The organism is Nonomuraea sp. NPDC049750 (genome assembly GCF_040659625.1).
In the GTDB taxonomy this organism is placed as follows: domain Bacteria; phylum Actinomycetota; class Actinomycetes; order Streptosporangiales; family Streptosporangiaceae; genus Nonomuraea.
Genome location: NZ_JBFANB010000026.1, coordinates 68,591 through 88,827 on the forward strand (window position 1 = coordinate 68,591; position 20,237 = coordinate 88,827).

15 protein-coding genes are annotated in these 20,237 nt (G+C 65.0%); 7 read left to right on the top strand and 8 right to left on the bottom strand.

What is annotated here, in order from left to right; translation table 11 throughout:
* The first annotated feature begins 311 nt into the window (after window positions 1-311).
* Together AB0J16_RS44070 and AB0J16_RS44075 are read left to right on the top strand one after the other, a co-directional pair.
* A complete protein-coding gene (locus AB0J16_RS44070) occupies window positions 312-7,928 on the top strand; it encodes an RHS repeat-associated core domain-containing protein (RefSeq protein WP_358551334.1) in 7,617 nt (2,538 codons plus the stop codon).
* A 10-nt stretch (window positions 7,929-7,938) separates the two neighbouring features.
* The gene (locus tag AB0J16_RS44075; RefSeq protein ID WP_358551336.1) at window positions 7,939-8,586 is read left to right on the top strand and encodes a hypothetical protein; all 648 of its coding nucleotides are present in this window, start codon (window positions 7,939-7,941) and stop codon (window positions 8,584-8,586) included.
* Between the two features lie 533 nt (window positions 8,587-9,119).
* Here the strand turns inward: AB0J16_RS44075 and AB0J16_RS44080 are convergent.
* The 3 genes from AB0J16_RS44080 to AB0J16_RS44090 form a co-directional block, all read right to left on the bottom strand.
* A complete protein-coding gene (locus AB0J16_RS44080; protein ID WP_358551338.1) occupies window positions 9,120-9,365 on the bottom strand; it encodes a hypothetical protein in 246 nt (81 codons plus the stop codon).
* 557 nt (window positions 9,366-9,922) lie between these two features.
* A complete protein-coding gene (locus tag AB0J16_RS44085; protein WP_358551340.1) occupies window positions 9,923-10,144 on the bottom strand; it encodes a DUF397 domain-containing protein in 222 nt (73 codons plus the stop codon).
* Window positions 10,131-10,940 carry a helix-turn-helix transcriptional regulator gene (locus AB0J16_RS44090; protein ID WP_358551342.1) on the bottom strand — a complete coding sequence of 270 codons (810 nt, stop codon included), beginning with the start codon at window positions 10,938-10,940 and terminating at the stop codon, window positions 10,131-10,133. The genes AB0J16_RS44085 and AB0J16_RS44090 overlap by 14 nt, the downstream gene beginning before the upstream one ends.
* A gap of 656 nt (window positions 10,941-11,596) precedes the next feature.
* Between AB0J16_RS44090 and AB0J16_RS44095 the strand changes: the two genes are divergently transcribed.
* Entirely contained in the window at window positions 11,597-12,130 is a 534-nt protein-coding gene (locus AB0J16_RS44095; protein ID WP_358551344.1) for an ATP-binding protein, read from the top strand.
* A gap of 260 nt (window positions 12,131-12,390) precedes the next feature.
* On the opposite strand, the gene AB0J16_RS44100 is transcribed toward AB0J16_RS44095, so the two are convergent.
* Genes AB0J16_RS44100 through AB0J16_RS44110 form a run of 3 tightly spaced genes read right to left on the bottom strand, consistent with a single transcriptional unit; the run spans window position 12,391 to window position 15,298 of the window.
* The gene (locus AB0J16_RS44100) at window positions 12,391-12,780 is read right to left on the bottom strand and encodes a hypothetical protein (RefSeq protein WP_358551346.1); all 390 of its coding nucleotides are present in this window, start codon (window positions 12,778-12,780) and stop codon (window positions 12,391-12,393) included.
* Window positions 12,777-14,084: a hypothetical protein gene (locus AB0J16_RS44105; protein WP_358551348.1), complete on the bottom strand. Its 1,308-nt coding sequence runs from the start codon at window positions 14,082-14,084 to the stop codon at window positions 12,777-12,779. The genes AB0J16_RS44100 and AB0J16_RS44105 overlap by 4 nt, the downstream gene beginning before the upstream one ends.
* Complete coding sequence (locus AB0J16_RS44110) at window positions 14,081-15,298, bottom strand: hypothetical protein (RefSeq protein ID WP_358551350.1); 1,218 nt, start codon at window positions 15,296-15,298, stop codon at window positions 14,081-14,083. Before AB0J16_RS44110 ends, AB0J16_RS44105 begins: the two co-directional genes overlap by 4 nt.
* Before the next feature lie 287 nt (window positions 15,299-15,585).
* Between AB0J16_RS44110 and AB0J16_RS44115 the strand changes: the two genes are divergently transcribed.
* From AB0J16_RS44115 to AB0J16_RS44130, 4 genes are read left to right on the top strand one after another with little or no spacing between them, the layout of a single operon-like run.
* Window positions 15,586-16,401: an ATP-binding cassette domain-containing protein gene (locus AB0J16_RS44115; protein ID WP_358551352.1), complete on the top strand. Its 816-nt coding sequence runs from the start codon at window positions 15,586-15,588 to the stop codon at window positions 16,399-16,401.
* On the top strand, window positions 16,398-17,381 hold the full coding sequence (locus AB0J16_RS44120) for an ABC transporter permease (protein ID WP_358551354.1): 984 nt from the start codon (window positions 16,398-16,400) through the stop codon (window positions 17,379-17,381). The genes AB0J16_RS44115 and AB0J16_RS44120 overlap by 4 nt, the downstream gene beginning before the upstream one ends.
* Window positions 17,382-17,391: 10 nt before the next feature.
* Window positions 17,392-18,351 (top strand): ABC transporter substrate-binding protein, encoded by a 960-nt coding sequence (locus AB0J16_RS44125; protein ID WP_358551356.1) that lies wholly within the window; start codon window positions 17,392-17,394, stop codon window positions 18,349-18,351.
* A gap of 30 nt (window positions 18,352-18,381) precedes the next feature.
* A complete protein-coding gene (locus tag AB0J16_RS44130) occupies window positions 18,382-18,999 on the top strand; it encodes a TetR/AcrR family transcriptional regulator (protein ID WP_358551358.1) in 618 nt (205 codons plus the stop codon).
* A 34-nt stretch (window positions 19,000-19,033) separates the two neighbouring features.
* Here the strand turns inward: AB0J16_RS44130 and AB0J16_RS44135 are convergent, their stop codons facing one another.
* Complete coding sequence (locus tag AB0J16_RS44135) at window positions 19,034-19,300, bottom strand: hypothetical protein (RefSeq protein WP_358551360.1); 267 nt, start codon at window positions 19,298-19,300, stop codon at window positions 19,034-19,036.
* A gap of 70 nt (window positions 19,301-19,370) precedes the next feature.
* Window positions 19,371-20,222 (bottom strand): helix-turn-helix transcriptional regulator, encoded by an 852-nt coding sequence (locus tag AB0J16_RS44140; RefSeq protein ID WP_358551362.1) that lies wholly within the window; start codon window positions 20,220-20,222, stop codon window positions 19,371-19,373.
* Between the last annotated feature and the right edge of the window lie 15 nt (window positions 20,223-20,237).

Sequence of the window (20,237 nt, forward strand, 5' to 3'; positions counted from 1 at the left end):
ATGAGGGTCAGCACTTGACTCGACCTCTCCTGAACGCCTCTCCTGTCCAGCAAAACTGAGCGATCCATCACTCCTTAGCCCGTCATGCGCATACATGTCATCATGCACGACTGATCATGCGGTAAGTCGCGTTCCGTGATCCTTGATCGCAAAAATCGATCTTGTGTCCGTTTTATGCGCAGCTTACGCTTTGCCCGTTTGGCAATCTTGCTCCGAGCCGCATGGGCCAAGAACCTTCGGGTTCGTACCAGGTGGGTGGAGCTTCGTCCGGCGCTGAGAGGCGCCCCGCGTGGTTCGGAGTGTGACGGCATATGCGCCGGTATTTGGCATGGGATCGTGCACGGCGTTGTCTGCTGATCGCGCGTGTCGCGGTCTTCCTGGCGCTGGTGCCGGGGCTGGCGCAGGTTGCCGTGCTACCTGCCGTTGCGGACTCGCGGGATGCTGCCGTTGCGGCGCAGGGCACGCCTGATACGCCGCGGCAGCAGATGGGCGTGACCAAGGATTTGCCGTCGTTGGTGCCCGCGAGCGTGACGACGGCTCCCGTAACGGGGAAGGCAGCTAGAAGCAAGATCAAGCCCCCGAAGGGTGCCCTTGTTCCTGATATTGCGGCGCGAACGCAGAGCACAAAGTCTGCGAGTGCGGCGTTGCCGTCGGGTGTGGCGCGGGCCGAGGCGAGGGACGCGTCGGAAGATGGCCCCGAGATCGATGACATGTGGCCGCTGAACGGGGCCCTGTCGGGGTCGGTGACACCAACGCTGGTGGCGCATGCCGATGGCGGCGAGTCGCCGTATCGGTATAAATTCACCGTCTGCAAGGCACCCAGCGAGGATGAGCAGTCAAGTTCGAATTACGATCTGTGGTGCTATTGGACAGCTCCCGACGGGACGTTGCGTCTACCGGTGGCGTATTCCGGGCAGCTCGCTGCCGGGGTGAATACTTGGAAGGTCCCGGCGGACTCGCTCAAGTGGGACTGGACCTATGCCTGGAAGGTGGAAGCCACCGACGCGACAGGAGAGACGGTCGCCTCGGCCTATCGGACGTTCGTGACCGGCATACGGCAGCCTTCGGTCGGCTCGCAACTGGCCACCCGTGACAAGAGTGGGCAAGAGTTCCAGGCAGTGTCGGGAAACTACACCACCACGGTGGTCGATGCCTCGGTGGCCACGGCGGGTCCGGCTTTGTCGGTGGTGCGCTCGTACAACAGCCTGGATGCTCGCCGAGACGGCCTGTTCGGCGCCGGTTGGTCGACCCGTTTCGATATGCGCGTTGAGGCGGAGCCGAGCACGAGTTTGCTGGTGACCTATCCCGATGGGCGGCGGCTGCGGTTCTCGCCGAAGGGTGACGGTTCCTTCCTGCCGCCGCCTGGCATGCATGCGACGCTGGCCGCGGTGTCGGGCGGCGGGTGGAAGCTGATGGACAAGTCCTCCACCGTCTACCATTTCAACGGTCAGGGGCGGCTGACGCGCATCGTGGACGCTCGCGGGCTGGCTCAAGAGCTCACTTACGGTAGTGACGGCAAACTGTCCAAGGCCACCTCCGTGGGCCGATCGCTGAACTTCACCTGGAACGGGGCACACGTCTCCACCGTGTCCACCGATCCCGTCAACGGCGAGCCGCTCACGTGGAGCTACTCCTACGAAGGGGACAAGCTCACCACCACCTGCAATCCGGGCCCGACACCCAATTGCACGACCTATGCCTACAACACCGGCTCCCTGTATCGGGGCCTGGTTGAAGACGACGAGCCGGTGGGCTACTGGCGGCTGGGCGCACCCGCCCCCCAGCCCACTCCGACGCCGACGGCACCCTGCCCCCTTCCCCCGCTTTGCGGGCCCCAGGGAACAAACGAGTTCCCTAGCCTGGGTTGGGGTCTGGGGCCGGCTCCCTACACGCGGATCACGCTGGATCAGCCGGGCGCGCTGGTCGGCTCGACCGACACTTCGGCCACACTCGACGGCGAGTCGGAGATTGAGCTTCCGGCCAACGCCCTCGCTCGGCTGTCTGGCCCGCTGTCGTTGGAGCTGTGGTTCAAGACCACTTCGTCAGGCACCTTGGCCTACACCGCGCGGGAGAAGCCCTCATACGTTCTACATCCTTTTCTCTTCAAGGGCGGTACGCCGCTGCTTACCGTCGGCACCGACGGCAAGCTGCGGGGCCAGTTCCGCACTCTCGACACCAGTGGCGCTGATATCGACTCGCCCATCACCTCGGCCGCTGCGGTAAACAACGGCCAATGGCACCACGCGGTGCTGAGCGGCACCGGCACCAGCCAGACGCTCTATCTGGATGGGGTCGCCCTCGGCTCCCTGACCGGAAAGATCGACCACAACTGGATGGCGTACACGGCCATCGGTACGGGCGTGACCTCCAGTTGGCCGGCCAGCAAACCGTCAGAATCGCATGATCACCTCACTAAGTGGGGATTCGTCGGCAACATCGACGAGGTCGCCCTCTACGACCGCGCCCTCGGCGTGGGCGAGGTCACCGAGCACTACGGGGCCCGCCTGGCCGCCCCGCACCTGCTGTCGAAGGTCACCCTGCCGTCCGGCCGCGTCTGGGCGAACAACACCTACAACACCGCCAGCGACCGACTGCTGACCCACACCGATGAGCATGGCGGCACCTGGACACTCGCCGAACCCACCCCGATCAACACCGAGACCGGCTCCACGACCGTCACCGTGACCGACCCCGCCAACCAGAAGATCAGCTACGAGCATGACGCCTGGCGCGGCTACCGCACCATCACCCGTACCGACCAAAAGCTTCAGAAGACCACCTACGAATACGACAGCGGTGGCTACCCCTTCCTGATCAAGGACCCGAACGGCATCTTCACCAGGCTCGCCTACGACGACCGCGGCAACCTGCGCTCCTCCCTCCAATGCCAGCCCCAAGACCCGAACCTGCCGCTGGCGTGCTACGGATTCCCGTCACCGGGAGACCCGCCAGTGGTGAATGAAATGGCGTACGACTACTACGTCAACAAAGACAACGAATTCGACCCACGCAATGACCGGTTGACCAAGGTCCGCGACGGCCGCTCCTCCTCCGACGCCGACAACAGTTACGCCACCACCTTGGAGTACAACCAGTACGGCGAGCAGACCAAGCAGACCACGCCCGCAACCTTAGATTTCCCCAACGGTCGATCCGTCACGGTCATCTACACGGACGGCAGCGAGCCCGCCATCGGCGGCGGCACCACTCCGGCAGGCCTCGCCGCGTCGCAGACCGACGCCCGGGGCAACACCTGGACCTACCGCTACACCGCTGCCGGAGATCTGGCCGAGCAGACCGATCCGGCGGGCCTGCTGGTCAAACTCAGTTACGACGCTCTCGGCCGGGTAGGCGAGAAGTCGCAAGTGTCACAGGCTTATCCGGCTGGGGTGAAGACCACCTTCACCTATGACACGCTGGGCCGCCCCGCGACGCAGACCGACTCGGGGGTGAAGAACGAGGTCTCTCAGGTCACGCACACCAAGCGGACGACGTTCGCCTACGATCCGGACGGCAACAAGCTCAGCGACACCATCACCGACCTGACCGGCGGTGACGCTCAGCGCGCCACCGTCTACACCTACGACAGTCACGGCCAGCTCGAAACCACCACCGACCCCGAGGGCGGTGTCCTCCGACAGGGCTGGAACAGCCTCGGCCTGCTGGCTACGGTGACCGATGCGCGGGGCGCGGTGGTGGATTACGCCTACACCGAGCGCGGCCAGCTGGCCTCGCGCACGTTGAAGGGGTGGACGGACAGCCCGGTCAATCCGAAGCCGGCCAAGGATGTGCCGCTGGAGTCGTTCAGCTATGACCCTGGGGGCCGGCTGGCCGCGCAGCTGGACGTGATGCTCCGCAAAACCTCCTTCACCTACTTCGCCGACGGTCGGCTCCACCAGAAGATCGCCGATGATGTCAGGCTGAACAACGCCACGAGCACTACGGACGTGGTGCTGGAGGATCACACCTATGACAAGGCGGGCAACCAGACCAAACTCGTGACCGGTGGCGGCAAATCAACCACCGAGTTCGTCTACGATGCCGCCAACCGTGTGACCTCGCAGACGTTCGATCCCGCAGACTTGGCCCGCAAGACGGTCTTCGCCTACGACGCCAATGACAACGTGCTGAAGACCACCCGCACCGGCGCCGGGAGCAGCCGCTCCGAGGTCACCGAGTTCGCCTACAACAAGGTCAACCAGGTCACCAAGACCACCGTCGAGAACGGCGACCAGGATCTGATCTCCACCACCTCCTACGACGATCGCGGTGTGGCCACCGCCACTACCGACCCGCGCGGCAACGTGACCGGCGCCAACGCGGCGGACTTCACCTCCACCATGCGCTACGACCTGCTGGGCCGCCTGATCGAGGTGACCGGCCCACAGGTCAAGGTAGACAAGGCTGGCACGGCCAGCGACGCCCACCCCACGGCCCACATCGGCTATGACACGCTCGGCGCCAAGACGCACGAGACCGACGCCGAGGGCCGCACCATCACCTCGGTCTTCGACAAGGCCGGGCGACTGACCAGCCAGAGTGCCCCCAGCTACACCCCGCCGGGCGGCACCGCAGTCACCCCGACCACCTCGCACGGCTACGACCTGGCAGGGCAGTTGACCTCCACCACCGACCCGCGCGGCTACGTCACCACCTTCGAGTACGACAAGCTCGGCCGCCAGGTCCGCATCACCGACCCGGCCCCCGACGGACAGACGCCCGGCCGGTCGATCATCGAGTACGACCTGGCAGGGGAGAAGCTGGCCACCGTCGATGCGACCGGTGCCCGCACCCAGGCGACCTACGACGACCTCGGCCGACAGATCACCCAGACCCAGATCGAACGCAAACCCACTACGGCCGCCTACACCACCACGCTGACCTATGACGAAGCGGGTTTCCTGATCAAGACGGTCGCGCCCGGGCCGAACAGCAAGACCACCAACTACACGGTCAACGCCGACGGCTCGGTCAAGACCCAGACCGACCCGATGACCAACAAGACCACCCTGGACTACGACCTGGCCGGCCGCCTGGTCAAGACCACCGACGCGAACGGCAACGTCACCACCGCCGAATACGACCTGGCCGGCCGCCAGACCGGTGCACAGGACCTGGACCCGACTACGCCCAATGCCGTGGTGCGCACCACCAGCGCCGGCTACGACCCGGCCGGTAACCAGATCAGCGCCACCTCCGGCGAAGGCCACACCACCAAGCAGACTTTCGACGCGCTCAACCGCGTCACCTCACTGATCGAGCCGATCTCCGCCACCGACTCGATCACCACCAGCTTCGGCTACGACGCCACTGGCGCCCGCACCCGCCTGACCGACGGCCGCGGCAACACCACCTGGACCACCTACAACACCCTCGCCCTGGCCGAAACGGTCACCGAACCCGCCACCACCGCCCACCCGAACGCCGCCGACCGTACCTGGACCGCCATCTACGACCAGGCAGGCAACCCAGCCGCGGAACTACAGCCGGGCGGAGTACGCATCGACCGCACCTTCGACCACCTGGGCCGCCTCACCAAGGAGGCAGGCGCCGGGGGAGGAGCGGCCAGCGCTGAGCGCACCTTCGGCTACGACCTGGCCGGTCGGCGGACGGCGATAGGCGACCTGGGCGTCGATTACAACGACCGCAGCCTGCCCTTGTCCATCAAGCGTGGCGCCACTCAGCAGACCGGCTATAGCTACGACGAGCTCGGCAATCCCCTCCAACGTGTCGATGCGGCTGGGACGGCCACCTTCACCTGGGACAAGAACAACCGCCCGGCCACCGCCACCGACCCGGTCACCGGCCGGAAGATCACCTACGGCTACGACAAGAACAACCTGGCCTCGCTGACAGCCACCGTCGGCACCACCACCGTCGACACCCAGATCTTCACCTACGACAAGCTGAACCGGCCAGAAACCCAGACCCTGCGTAAGGGCACCAGCACCGGCACCCAGCTCGCGAAGATCACCTACGGGTGGGACAAGGACGACAACCTCACCACCAAGACCACCGCTGGATTGGCCGGGGCGGGCACCAACACCTACGGCTACGACCACGCCGGACGCTTAACCTCCTGGACCGCACCCGGCGACGCCACCACCGCGTACGAGTGGGACAAGGCCGGAAACCGCACCAAAGCCGGCGACAAGACCTACACCTACGACGAACGCAACCGGCTGACCAACGGCGACGGCACCGACTACACCTACACTCCGCGCGGCACCCTGGCCACCCAGACCAAGGCTGGCGTTACCACCCAGCTCACCTTCGACGCCTTTGACCGGCTGATCGCCGATGGCGACAGCCTCTACAGCTACGACGCCCTCGACCGCGTCAGCTCGCGTATCAAGGGGGCGGCCAAGCAGAATTTCGCCTACGCAGGACTGAGTAACGACCTGGCCACCATCACTGACAGCGGGGGCGCTGTCCAGGCCAAGTACGGTCGCAACGCAGGAGGCGCGCTCCTCGGTCAGCAAGAGGGCACCAACCCCGCCCTGGCCACGCTGACCGACCTGCACGGCGACTTGGTCGCCACCTACAGCACCAGCGCGCTGGCCACCACCACCGCGTACGACCCGTTCGGCACCGTCACTGCCCAAACCGGCGTCAAGACCACCCTCGGCTACCAGAGCGAATACACCGACCCGGACACCGGCAAGGTCAACATGCACGCCCGCTGGTACCAGCCCGGCACCGGCAACTTCACCAGCCGCGACACCGCGACGCTGAATCCGAATCCATCGGTCCAGGCCAACCGCTACACCTACGCCAACGCCTCCCCCCTCACCGGCACCGACCCCACTGGCCACTACACCACCCAGATGGACAGCTGGGGCGCCTACAACCCCGTCTACAACACACAAACCGTTGCCGACACCTACGCTTGGTCGGCGGTCTCAGGAGTCGCAGGCACACCCTACGGGCCCGTCCGAGACGACTACGAAACCGGTGATTGCATGGCTTGCATCAGCGCAGGTGAGGTTGTGCTCGGTGGTCTCACTGTTATGACCGAAGAAGAAATGCGAAGGCAAAATCTTCTTCCTAACGGAATGGAGGCGCCGAAGGGTTTGTGGAGAGAGAAGCGTAGCTTCATTAAGAAATTTATCCAAGCTGTCAATGATGGGTTGGATGAAGCATCATTGATGCTTATGTGGGCGACATATAAGATGGGCTCCTCGGCTCCGCAGGGCGGCGGCAAGGCGGGCCCCTCATCCTCGCCGAATGATTGTGCCAGTGGCAATTTGGGATTCTCTGACAAGTGCAAAAAGCAATATCTAAAATACTGTGGCACCGATCCAGGATCCAATGGCTGCGTGAAGTGGATCGATAAGCAGGTCCGCAATAGGCCGGCTTGGGCCAAGGATCTCCATCATGACTTCTATACTGCGCTGCTGTTTATAAGTTATGAAATGTCCACCAATTTGGATAGCCAAAGCTTTGCAAATATAAATAAAGACTTGCATAGTGGAAGCAAGAAAGCATATGCTAGGGCGCTAAATGAAATGCTAGGTCTGTTCAAGACGAATGGAAGGTGGGATCACAAGCAATACCTACGAAAGCATCTTCAGTTGGGCGACGGACCGTTGCGAAATGGTGGCTACATTTGCATCCAAAAGGACTGCAAGGGTGGCGAGCTGTTCTACGACGTCTTCTCTAATATACACTACGGCTTTATTATGGCGGCTCTTGGTTTCAATAAAAAGGCCACCGCGACTGCCCCTAAGGTGTATGCAATCAGGAGCAGAACGGTCGAAGATGCAGGTGATAGGGCGTCGGAGATGCTTGGATGGGCCATGTATACTCGATTCGACCATGGTGATATTAACTCGGCTCGCCAGAACGGCGTCTATGACCTCTTTATAAGCATGGATGGACTAATTGTAATGCTCAGGGATCGAAACCTGGGCCAGTATAGAGATTAGGAGGTCTATAGTGAAGGCTTCCACGCACCGGCTTCTTGGTGTCGTGCTCGTTATTCTGTCAGTGTCCAGCTGCGCAGCAATCGGCAGATCCGCTCCAGTGCCTGACGGTGTCAAAGTGGAGAATGTTTCTATTGATGCCATTCTAATCGGCGAATCAGAAATTCCTGCAAGCCTTACGGAGCGGCTGCAGTTACGGAACCGGTTGGCAGACGTGCGCAAGGAATCTCTGGTCGAATTTATGGGAGCGAAGAATTATCGAATACGTTCCTGGAATCGCGAAGGGGCAGGACGTAGTGCTTCGTTATCTCAAGTGGTCTATGAATTCCCTAACCCGGATCAGGCGCGGTCGTATTTCGTTGAGCGTCCTTATGGGGAAAACTTCCATCTCGTCGATGGGCTAAAAGCTACGATTGTAGAAGACCTTCGGGGAGTTCAGGCAGATGACTCAAACGTGTTCTGTGTTTCAAGCGCCCAATTGAGAATCCCCATAAACACATGCGGGCAATGGGGAGCGAGGCTGCGCTATAAGAGTTTCGTCGTCGACTTGATTGTTCGCCGCTATGTGGGAGGGGGAGATTATGCAAGTGTTCCGGTGGGCTCGTTTTTCGATTATGTGAGGCTTGTTGATGATTATATTGCCAAGAAAATTGGTAAGTGAACCATTTTCTATGCTGTGTAGATAGTTTCGCGAAATGGCTATCATCGTAGCAGCTGTGGGATAATGAGGGGGTGGCGCCATACGTGCTCTGACTGATACACGCACTGCTTACCGCTATATGATCAGCTGTTGCATCGCCTGTGGAGTGGCCAACCGCTGGCGCCCGGTGAAGAGTCGGAGAATGCCTATCTCCATTTGATTTTGTGGGGAACACCATTGGCCGCAGTGAAACCACCGTCAAGAGTATGTGGTCAATCAAATAGCTAGATAAGGGGCAATCAGCACCGCAAGCGGCGGTCGAGAGACAAGCTGCCGCCATGCGAGGATTGGATGAGTGTATCGGGATAGCCAAGCAATCACGTTGTTCTGATTTCTCCGGATGAAAGGTATTGGCCTCCGTTCAATCCTTGGCGGATTTTATGAGGCTCTATCTAAAGCCTTGTCCACCAGCTCCGGCCACCGCCCCAGCGCGGCCCGGTGCATCGCGGCAACCGCCACCACCGCCTCACCCCATACGTTCGGCGCCGCCGTCATCACGGGCGGTCGGGATCCAGCGCGACGATCCATTCAGCCAGCCCTGACCGCAGCTGACCGGCCCGGCCGCCGACCCGCCGCACCCAGGAACGCACCGTCCACGCCGACCGGCCCATCGCGGTGGCGATCCGCCCATATCCCTGACCCGCCGCGGCCCGGCCGAGTACCTCGCCGGACACCGTGAACTCATCAGCCCGGCGCACCAGCACGTTCGCCGGGAGCAACATGTGCGTGGCGGCACGCACGGCATCGCGCCCGCCGGGGTCGCAGAATCAACCGGGCCCGCACGCCAGGCGCCGTAGCGCGCGCCATGGCTCCACGGCCGCAGAGCATCCGGGACAGGTCAACACGCCGGAGACCAGCGCAGACTCGACCCGCTCGGGACAGGTGCCTACGGTGAGCATCGCAGTCGCAACTCTGCACGGCGCGGCTCTTTCCGGCGGCTGGGCAAAACCATCCGGAAAGAGCCGTTCTTCGTCTCCGTGCTCAAGGTGTCGCCGGGCACGAACGGCGATAACGGGAACAACCACACCCAAGATCATGGACAACGGCTATGACGCCGTACGTCACCTACGTGCTCAAACGGAGTGTCGCTCTACAAGCTGTCACCGTACGGCAGGCAACGGGTCGCCGACTTCATCACCGGCGCCTCCTGCCTGGACGGAACCGTGACGGCTCGCAGGCGGACAAGCCTCAAGAGTGATTTTTAAGCTCTATCTCTCTTTCCGCACGCGAACCAGGGGACGGAGCGGGCGGGCGGGGAACCTGTAGCCCAGGTTCCCCGCCCGCCTAGGGCGTTCGATCAGGCGATGTCGAATTCTCCGTCGTTGACGCCTGCGAGGAAGGCGGTCCACTCCGATGGGGTGAAGATCAACGGTTGGTCGGAGCGGTGCCGGGAGTTACGGACTGCGATCAGCCCTGGCAGGTTGGTGGCGACCTCTACACAGTTGCCGCCGTCCCCACCGCTGTGGCTGCTCTTTCGCCATTCGGCGTGCTGAAGGTCGGGGGCGTCATTGTGGGCCATGCGTCATCACGTCCTTGATGATGTTCAACGATAGATGGTGCGGATAGGCCTCTGAGCGGACGTAATCGTAACGCCGCAGAACGCCGGAGATAATGGCCCGATCCTCATACGCTCGGCCGTGTGGTTGCGACTCCACGTACACCGTCGATGGTGTCCCGTGTCGCTCGGCGATGATCAGCCCGCCGAGCAGCCCCGCGTATGCCCCGGCGTTGTACGGCACGACCTGTACGGAGATCTGGCGATGCTGCGCCAGCTCCAGGATGTGGGCGAGTTGGTTGCGCATCACCTCAACGCCCCCGACCGGTCTGCGCAGGACGCCTTCGTCCATGATGGCGGTGATCGTCGGCGGTTTGTCCCTCGTCAAGACCCTCTGACGTTGCATGCGGGCTTCGGCGCGTTCGCCCACCTCCTGGGGAGTGATCCCGGGCTCGGCGGCGAACAGTGCGCGGGCGTACGCCTCGGTCTGCAGGAGCCCGGTTACCAGCATCGGCTCCCAGCTACGCAGCGCTGTCGCCTCCTGCTCTTCGTCAAGCCACGCGCGGAAATGCTCGGGGCTACCCGCCCAGGTCGTACGCACGTACAGCTGACCGAATTCCTCAATGCCGAACTCGGTATCGAGGAGGTCGGCGAGATGCTGCGTCGGGCGGCGCCGGCCCTGCTCGACCATGCCGATCTGGCTTTCGGAGTAGCCGAGCCGGTCGGCCAAGTCGCGTTGTGTCAGCCCGCCCGAGGTGCGGAGCCGCCGAAGTAGGTAGGCGAACGCGGCCCGGGGGCTCTCGTCCGGGTCGATCTCCACTGATCTGGACATGGACCTCCCATAATAACTCTCGGTGTTGGGACTGCTACACAGCGAGCCTACAAAGAGCGTGGTGTGACTGTGGGGTGATTTCTCAGTCACTCTCTGTTCGCGATCGTCATTCTGGTAGGGGTCAACCCAGTCGGAGAGCGAGGCAAGAACGTGAACGCCCACAAGCCCACCGCCCAACCTGTGGGCACGCAGCCGACCTCCTCGCTCGCGCAGGAGCGTGCCGCCGAGCTCATCCAGACCCTTGCTCGGCAGCACAACATCCCTGCGTTCGCCCTGCCACTACGAGACGGGCAGGTCATCATCTCGATCTACATCGGCCTGTTGGTCTACACCGACGGGACATGGCTCTGGTGGCTCGTTCCCGACACCCGTGGGCGCCCCACGCCGCTTTGGACGTACGCCGCCACCGTGCCGACCGCGGCGGAGCGGCTCGCCGCTCACTACCAAGAGCTGGGCAGCCGTCCCTTGGCCGAGTTGCTACCCGCCACTGGCAGGGCGATGGGGCGCGGACCCGCATACCTCGCCCATAGACGCTGGCAGACCCCGTCGTTGGGCGCGCGGATGCCGCCCCGTGATGTCCACATGCCTGGTGGGGGCTCCCAGCGCACTCATTCACAGGCACCGATACTGAACGGTACGTGTCCATGGCCTTCACACTCAGCTTCCTCAAGCGCTTCCACAGGTGTTTCCGCAAGCCAGATGTTGCGCCCAAGTACCTCTACCATCCGCCGACGTGGTCGCCGGGCGGCCTGATGGCGAGCACCGTGCAAGTCGGGCAGGACCTGCACTGGGACCTGCCTGATGATCCACTCGTAATCGGGCAGGCGCGCGATCTGGTCCGCGACACCCTCACCTCGTGGAATCTGCACCACCTGATCGACGACATCACTCTGGTCATCAGCGAGTTGGTCACCAACGCGTTGATCCACGGCGCCCCTCCGATCAGGCTGTACTTGGGCCTAACCGCCGAGGCGTTGACTGGGCGCGTCTATGACCAGGGTGCCGGACGACCTCGCTGTCTCATGGTCCGACACGACTCAGACCATGGCCGCGGCCTGTCGATCGTGGCTGCTCTCACGGACGAATGGCAGTACGAACCGGTCCCTTGCGGCATAGGGAAAGCCATCTGGTTCAGCCGCAGTCTTCAACCCGCATCTCCGCCACCAAAATCTACGTAAGAGTCCGGTGGCAGAGGCCCGTAGGGGTGAACGGCACGGGTCGGTGGCGGCGACTTCGTTGCCTCCGAGCTCTTCACACCCGTGGGACATATCGGTACGGCCGTGCCCATGAAGAGCAGTCCATGCGCTCATAACGCGCTACCGGGCGAGATCGTCGTGGATGGCAAGCCGATCGCGTTTGAGTCCGTCAAGGAGGCCAGACGGGCGGGGATCGAGACCGTCTACCTGGGCCTCGGCCATGCTGACCGATCACGCTCCGATCAGCCGGTGATTGGCGCGTTCACGGTCAGCACCTCCTCACCTGCGGCCCCATTCAGTCGGATCGAGAGCTCCCAGACGCCGGTCATCGGGAAGAACTCGCCCTCGGCGACGAAGTGGCCGGGTTCCGGCTCCTGGGCGGTGATCTCCGGCATGGCGTGACCCATGGTGGGCATCACCGCGGACAAGGCCGCGCTGTTCGCGTCACCTGAAGTCAGCCGCACATCCACGACGACGCGTCCCGTGGTCGGTCGTTCGATCGAGACGGTGGCCGCGTAATGCGTTCCCCTGGCGGTCACCTGGAGCGGGTCGGGGGCCGAGTTTCTTCCTATGATGAGGAACGTCACCACTGCCACCGCGAGGACGGCGACGGCCACCGCAGCCCGCTTCACTGTGAGGCTCCCGATGCCGTGACGTTGATGGTGAAAGGCGCGGTCACGATGTGGTCGCCGGTCGCGTACTGGACCCAGGCGAGGTAGCGGCCCGGCGACGGGAAGCTGAAGGTGAACCGGAGCCGGGGGCCAGGCGTACCCATCTCGTGTACGTGGCCGAGGAAGGTGCCGTCCTGGCTGCGGACGATCAAGTGGCCGGTCATGCCCAACCAGGGGCGTGGGGTGCCGGACGTGTTGAGTTCGATCGTCGTTGGGCGGCCAGCGACCGGATCGGCGGGCTGCAGGAGCGGCGTGACGGCCTCAACAGGTGTCTCCGCCTCAACAGAAGCGGCGTCAGCGTTAACGCTGAACTCGCCGGTGATGAGTTGCCCGCTGGAGTCCTCGCGCTCCAACTCGGCGTACGCCAGATACCGCCCCGGCCGGTCGGCGCGCATCTTGACCTCCAGCCGGCCCGGTGCCGTGCGCAGGGGGTGTACGTGGCGGAAGTAGCGACCGTCCTCGCTCGTCACGATCACATGGGCGAGGGCGTCATGGTGCAGGACGAGGTCGTCCACCGGCCTGCCGGTGGAGCCGTCGACGAGGTCGAGCCGCATCGTGAACTCCTCTCCGGAGGCCGGGCGGGCCGGGAGCGTCGCCACCCGGCCCTGCACGAACGGGCGCCCGCCGGTCGCCGCCGCCCCCACAGTCGCGCCCGCCGTCGCCGCCACCGTTGGTGGGGCGCCATCGGGTGGGGAAGCAGGGAGTAGTGGCTCGAAGATGACGACCATGGCGGCGACCGTCAAACCGATCGCGGCGCCGCCCGTCAGCAGCATCGCCTGATTGCGGCGGGCCAGTGCTCCGGTGAGCAGGCCGCCGATCATCAGCAGGGCCGCCACGAGCAGGCCGCCGTAGATCAGTAGCTCTATCGGCGACCCGCGGTCCACCAGGACGCGGAATGGCACCACGGCGGTCTCGTTCCCGGCCCGCAGCGTGAGCTCGTGCGGGCCGGTCTGGTCTACCTTGAGCTGCGTGTACTGAGGTTCGTACGCGGCCCGCGCCACGCCCGTCACCGTACGGCTGTCCGCGACCGAGCGCAGCTCCAGGGCAACCGGCAGGTCGGTCACCGGCTGGAAGGCGATGACACCGATCTGCAAAGGCCCGGGCACCCGCTTCGTCCCTTTGATGACGACGGTGACCTCCGTGCCCGCGATCGTCTGGGCGATTCGCAGATCCGCTCCGACCGTGACATTGTGCGCGGCGGCTGGAGCGGCGCCGGCCAGCATCAGGACGGCGGCCAGACAGAGGACCCGGAGGACTCGGATCATGCCCGGTCGGCGTCGGCCGCGCTGGGCGAAACCGGCTCAGGGTCGACCGCACTGGGCTGAACCGACGTGGCAGTGACCGCGCTGGGCGGAACCGGCTCGGCGTCGGCCGCGCTCGGCGGAACCGGCTCCGCGTCCGCCGTGCTGGGCCGAACAGGCTCGGCGGTGACCGCGTTGGGCAGGAACAGCGCCCCGAGCGCGAGCCCGACCAGTCCGGCCACGACCGGCGCGCCGGTCCACAGCTCGGTGACGGCGGGCAGCCCGCCGCCCGCCACCGACGCGGCCCCCATGTACAGCGACCAGGTGAGGAAGCCCGACAACCCGGCGAACGCCCAGTAAGCGCCCCGTCGCTCGCCCGAGGGCTTCAGCCAGAGGATCAGCAGGTCGCTCACGAGGCCCGCGGCCACGAACGTCAGCAGCACCGCCAGATTCCCGAACGCGGTCTGCGCGCCCGACATCAAGATGCCCACAGCGTGCAGGATGGTCACGCTGCCGAACGGCAGGCGCCAGCGACGCGCCAGCAGCAGTACGGGGGCGAGCGTGACGACGTTGCTGATGACCATGCCGGCGGCCAGCCGGTCGGCGCCCTGGCCCTCCATGTCGGAGAAGGCCCTGACGATGCCCTCCGGGCTCCACTGCAGGGCGTCGGCGTACCCCAGGAACAGCGACACCAGCGTGGTGGCGAACGCGAGCCCGATCAGCGCCGGGAGCATCCGGCCCAGCGAAGGGCTCGGGCCCAGGCCGGGGGCGTTCCACAGGGAGCGGAGCGGTGTGGTGATGATGAGGAGCATCGTCACGATCAGCCCGAGATGCGAAGGGCTGAACAGGATGTTGAGGGTGGTCTCGATGCCGAGGAAGGTGTGCCACATCATGTCCGCGAGCCCGAAGACGGCGAACCCGGGAATCGCGAGCAGCCCGGCCAGGTAGCCCGTGGGCACCGCCGCGACCCCCTGGCGGCCGGTCTGGACGTTGCGCCATACCTGCCAGATGATCCAGCCGGACACCACGGCGAACCCCGAATAGAACGCCGCGTGCCAAGGCGTGAAGAACGTCTCCAGCTGCGTCAGGTTCGAGTGCGCCCACGCGTCGATCATCAGCCCGATGCCGAACCAGACCCCGAGCAGCGCGGTGACCAGGTCCGTTCTGGGTGACACCCAGCCGCGTTGCTCTCCCGAGTCCGCGAGTAATCGCTGTATGCCGGTGTTGGTCACTGCCATGTCAAGACTCCCTCCTTCTTCTAGATCGAATAGATCGGACAGCTCGCATCCTGGCAGACGGAGCTGGGAGATGAGCGCCCGGGTGATGATCTTCTCGAAGGCCGCTCGTCATCGCCCCGCCCGGCCGCGTGCGGGAAGGGGGACGTACGGTACACGTCCGGGTCCTTCGTGACGCCAAGTCCCGAACAGCGTAAGCGTCCACGAGTTCGGGGCGCTTCGTACGGCCATACCAAGCCGTGTGAAGATCGGGGTTGACAACGATGTCATACGCGGCACTTGATAGTTCTATGTCCGCACCGCTGCTGGAAGCCCGGGGGATCGTCAAGAGTTACGGCCACGTGGAGGCGCTGCGCGGCGCGGACTTCGCGCTGCTTCCCGGCGAGGTCGTGGCGTTGATCGGCGACAACGGCGCCGGGAAGTCGACGCTGGTCAACATCATTTCGGGCTCCGAAGGACCGGACGCCGGTGAGATCATCGTGGATGGCGAGCCGGTGGAGTTCGGGTCGGTGGAGGACGCCAGGGAAGCCGGGATTGAGACGGTCTATCAGGATCTCGCGCTGTGTGCCGATCTGAGTCCGGCGGCCAATTTCTTCCTCGGCAGGGAACTACTGCAAAAAGGTCTGCTCGGTCGGCTCGGACTGCTCGACAACGCGGCCATGCGGGCTCGTACCAGAGAGGCATGTGAAACGCTCGGGGTGCGGCTCAAGTCGCAGAGCGCGCCGGTTTCCACGTTGTCGGGCGGGCAGCGGCAGGGGGTCGCGGTCGCGCGGGCGGTGACGTGGGCGCGCAGGGTGGTGTTCATGGACGAGCCGACCGCCGCGCTCGGGGTCGTGCAGACGCAGAAGGTGCTCGATCTCATCCGCAGGGTGCGGGACACCGGGGTGGCGGTGGTGCTGGTCAGTCACAACATGCAGGACGTCAAGGCGGTGTCCGACCGGGTCGAGGTGCTGCGGCTGGGGCGGCGGGTGGCCAGGTTCGAGACGGCGCGGGTCTCGATGGAGGATCTGGTCGGCGCCATGACGGGCGCGATCGAACAAGCCGCTGGTCAGGCAATCGAGCAAGCCGAAGGCCAGGTCGCCGAGCAATCGGAGATTCCCAAGTGAGCGTAATCGAATCGCCGCCCGAAACGAGCGCCCCCGAGAAGACCCGCCTGCGCGACCGCCAAGTCGTCTGGATCGCCGCCGTCCTAGCCGCCCTCCTGATCATCTTCTCCATCCTGCGCCCAGCCAGCTTCGCCACCTCCTTCAACCTTCTCAACCTCGTCAGCGACGCCGCCATCCTGCTCCTCCTCGCCACCGGCATGACCTACGTGATCATCACCGCGGGCATCGACCTGTCCGTCGGCGGAGTGCTGGTGTTCAGCGCGGTCGCGGCCACCAAGCTCATGGACGCCACCGGCTCACTCCTGCTCGGCGCCGCGACCGCCGTACTGACCGGTCTGACCTGGGGCCTGCTGAACGGCTTCCTGATCGCCAAGGGCCGCATTCCGGCGCTGATCGTGACGCTCGGCACGCTGGGCATGTCGCTCGGCGGCGCGCTGCTGCTGACGGGCGGCGTGGATCTGCGCGCGCCCAGCGACCTCAACCTCGGCCTGGGGCTGGCGCGCTGGCTCGGCGTGCCGCTGATCGCGTGGATCTGCGCGGCGATCACCGCCGTGCTCGGCGTCACGCTGACACGCACCCGGTTCGGCCGTCACACGTACGCGATCGGCTCCAACGCCAAGGCGGCCCGCCGCGGTGGCGTGGCCGTGAACAGGCATTTGATCAAGGTGTACGGCCTGGCGGGGTTGCTGGCGGGCCTGGCCGGGTACTTGTCGCTCGCCAAGTACGGGATCACCGGCGTCTCCGCCCACTCCACCGACAACCTGCAGGCCATCGCGGCCGTGGTGATCGGCGGCACGTCGCTGTTCGGCGGCGTGGGGACCGTGGTCGGGACCGTCATCGGGGTGTTCATCCCGGTGGTGCTGCAGAACGGGTTCCAGATTCTCGGGGTGCGGCCGTTCTGGCAGCAGGTGGTGGTGGGCGCCGTGCTCGTCGCCGCCGTCTATGTCGACCAGTGGCAGCGCGGCAGGCGCGACCAGTAAGGAGACAGGCATGCGTAAGGCTCTGGCACTCGCGACGCTGTTGCTCACCGTCGCGGCCTGTGGCGGTGGAGGGACGGCGACCCAGAGCGGGCCCACCAAGATAACGCTCATCCAAGGCCTGGCCGGCGAGGAGTTCTACGAGACCATGGCCTGCGGCGCCAAGGCCAAGGCCAAGGAGCTGGGCGTGCAGCTCGACGTACAGGGGCCGCAGAAGTTCGACCCGACGCTGCAGACGCCGATCGTCAATTCCGTGATCGCCAGCAAGCCCAACGCCATGCTGATCGCCCCGACCGACGTGAAGGCGCTGATCGCGCCGCTCACCCAGGCCAAGCAGCAGGACATCAAGATCATCCTGGTGGACACGGTGGTGGAGGACCCGAGCATCGGCCTGTCCCGGATCAGTACCGACAACGTCAAGGGCGGCGCCGCCGCCGCGAAGGCGCTGGCCGAGCAGATCGGCGACAAGGGCAAGGCGCTGGTCATCTCCACCGACCCGGGCGTCAGCTCGGTGGACGCCCGGATCAAGGGGTTCGAGGAGGAGATCAAGGCGAGCCACCCGGGGATCTCCTATCTCGGCGTCCAGTACTCGCACAACGACGTCAGCGAAGCCTCCAAGATCGTCAACGCCGCGCTGGCCAAGGACCCGGACCTGGCCGGGATCTTCGCCACGAACCTCAACTCCGCCACCGGCGCGGGCAGCGCGCTCCAGCAGGCGGGCAAGCTGGACAAGGTGAAGATGGTCGGCTTCGACGCCGGTCCCGCACAGGTCAAGCAGCTCCAGGACGGCGTCGTGTCCGCCCTGATCGCCCAGCTGCCCGGCGAGATCGGCGCCAAGGGCGTAGAGCAGGCCGTCGCCGCGGTGAAGGGCCAGCCGGTCACCGCCTCGATCCCGACCGACGCCACGATCGTCACCAAGCAGAACCTGAACACCCCCGAGATCCAGAAGGTCCTCTACAAGTCAGGCTGCTAAGGGCCAGCTGAGGGCGGATAGGCTGACCCGGTGCGGAGTACGAACCGGGCCGAACAGGCAGACCAGCGCAGGGCCGAGCTCCTGGAGGCCACCCGCAAGGTGGTCCTGGAGCGCGGCCTGGCCCACACCCGGATCGCCGACATCGCCAAGTCGGTGAACGTCAGCGGCGGCCTCATCCACTATCACTTCGCCACCAAGGACGAGCTGATCACCGCCATGCTGCGGGCCACCCTCGACATCGAGGGCGCCCGCCTGGGGGAGCTGGCGGCCGGCCCCGGCACCGCGGTCGAGCGCCTGGACCGGGTTCTCCGCTATTACATCCCGGAGTCCCGTTCCGACCAGAGCTGGCTGCTGTGGATCGACGCCTGGAACACCGCCCTGCGCGAGTCGGCGGTCAGCGAGATCATGCTGGAGCTCGAGTCGGCGTGGCTGGGGGCCCTCACTCAGGTCCTCGCGGACGGTACGGAGTCGGGCGAGTTCAGCTGCGAAGACCCGGCGGCCTCCGCCGAACGCATCGACGCCATGCTGGACGGCCTGGTCATCCGCTACACGCTCCACCCGGCGGTCCTGACCCGCTCCCGCCTGCTGGATCACGCGCACACGGCGGCGGCCAGAGAGGCCGGGATCGAGCCTTCGTCGTTCGAGTAGGGAAGGCGCTTTCCCGACAGGCCTAAAAAAGGAGCTACGCGGGCAACGCGGCCAGGAGGAAGGCCAGCCGGGCGGCCGCGCCCTCGACGTCATCCGTCGTGCCGAGCCGATAGCCCCACGAGGTGAGGAAACTCCCACCCTCGGAAAGGGTGACGGTTTCGGCGAGGTTGGCGGAGAAGCGATTACGCACGGACACGTAAGCGGGGTCGCTGGAAAGCGCGAGGTTCAGAATCGCCAGGTCGGCGTGTCGTCTCGCGTACCAAGCAAACCGCTCGAGGCTGAGCGCGGTGTCAAGCATCATGCATCACCTCCGCAACGTTCTCGCGACAGAATTGCACGATCTTGTGGTGGGAGGCAAGCAATTGCGATGGTTAATGTGAGGATTGTTTGCGGTAGTCGTTAAGAATGCCGATGATGACGTCCCGGCCCGCCTCGTCGAACTCCGCGCACTTCGCGTAGTCCTCGAAGGCCCGCACGTAGAAGGCGATGTCGTCGGGGTCGCGCAGCACCAGGTCTTTCGTCATGGTGGCCAGGCCGATCATGGCCTCGTTGTAGATCCAGAACCCGTTGATCGGCGACGAGGGGATCTCGGTGTCGAACGGGATGACCCCGAACTCCACGTTCGGCAGCGTGCTCACCGCCAGCAGCCGGTCGAGCTGGCCGTGCATGACGTCGAGCGGCGCGATCCGGGTGCGCAGCGCCGACTCCGTCACGACGAACCTGAACGTGCGGCTCCGGTCATAGAGGATCTCCTGACGCTGCATCCGTACGCGAACGGCCGCGTCGATCTGGTCGGCGGCGCTGTAGAGGCGCTTGACCTTGCGGAAGACGTGCCTGGCGTACTCGGAGGTCTGCAGCAGCCCGATGACGATCGCCGGCTCGAACACCCGGAAGAGCTTGGTGCGGGCCTCCAGGTCGCGGATGTCCTCCTGGAGCGCGGCCAGGCCGCTGCGGTGCCGCTGCTTCCAGTCGTCGTGCCGCTCCAGCAGCGCGATGGACTGCCGGATCAGGTCGTCGGCCGTCTCCGAAGACGCCTGTACGGCAGCCGCCCAGACGACCACGTCGTCCTCTGTGGCGGTCTGCCGGGCGTTCTCCAGGCGTGACACCTTCGACGGCTGCCACCGGAGCCTCTCGGCCAGATCTTTGCCCGAAAGGTGGGCGGCCTCGCGCAACTGGCGTAGCTGGCTGCCGAGGTCGACGCGCGCCTGCTGAAACGACGTCACCGCATGAGGCTAGAC

Excerpts from the sequence above, each read along its gene's own strand:
- AB0J16_RS44115 (WP_358551352.1), top strand. The coding sequence starts at position 15,586 with ATGTCCGCACCGCTGCTGGAAGCCCGGGGGATCGTCAAGAGTTACGGC.
- AB0J16_RS44110 (WP_358551350.1), bottom strand. The coding sequence starts at position 15,298 with ATGGCAGTGACCAACACCGGCATACAGCGATTACTCGCGGACTCGGGA.
- AB0J16_RS44085 (WP_358551340.1), bottom strand. The coding sequence starts at position 10,144 with ATGGCCCACAATGACGCCCCCGACCTTCAGCACGCCGAATGGCGAAAG.
- AB0J16_RS44105 (WP_358551348.1), bottom strand. The coding sequence starts at position 14,084 with ATGATCCGAGTCCTCCGGGTCCTCTGTCTGGCCGCCGTCCTGATGCTG.
- AB0J16_RS44095 (WP_358551344.1), top strand. The coding sequence starts at position 11,597 with ATGGCCTTCACACTCAGCTTCCTCAAGCGCTTCCACAGGTGTTTCCGC.
- AB0J16_RS44135 (WP_358551360.1), bottom strand. The coding sequence starts at position 19,300 with ATGATGCTTGACACCGCGCTCAGCCTCGAGCGGTTTGCTTGGTACGCG.
- AB0J16_RS44070 (WP_358551334.1), top strand. The coding sequence starts at position 312 with ATGCGCCGGTATTTGGCATGGGATCGTGCACGGCGTTGTCTGCTGATC.
- AB0J16_RS44125 (WP_358551356.1), top strand. The coding sequence starts at position 17,392 with ATGCGTAAGGCTCTGGCACTCGCGACGCTGTTGCTCACCGTCGCGGCC.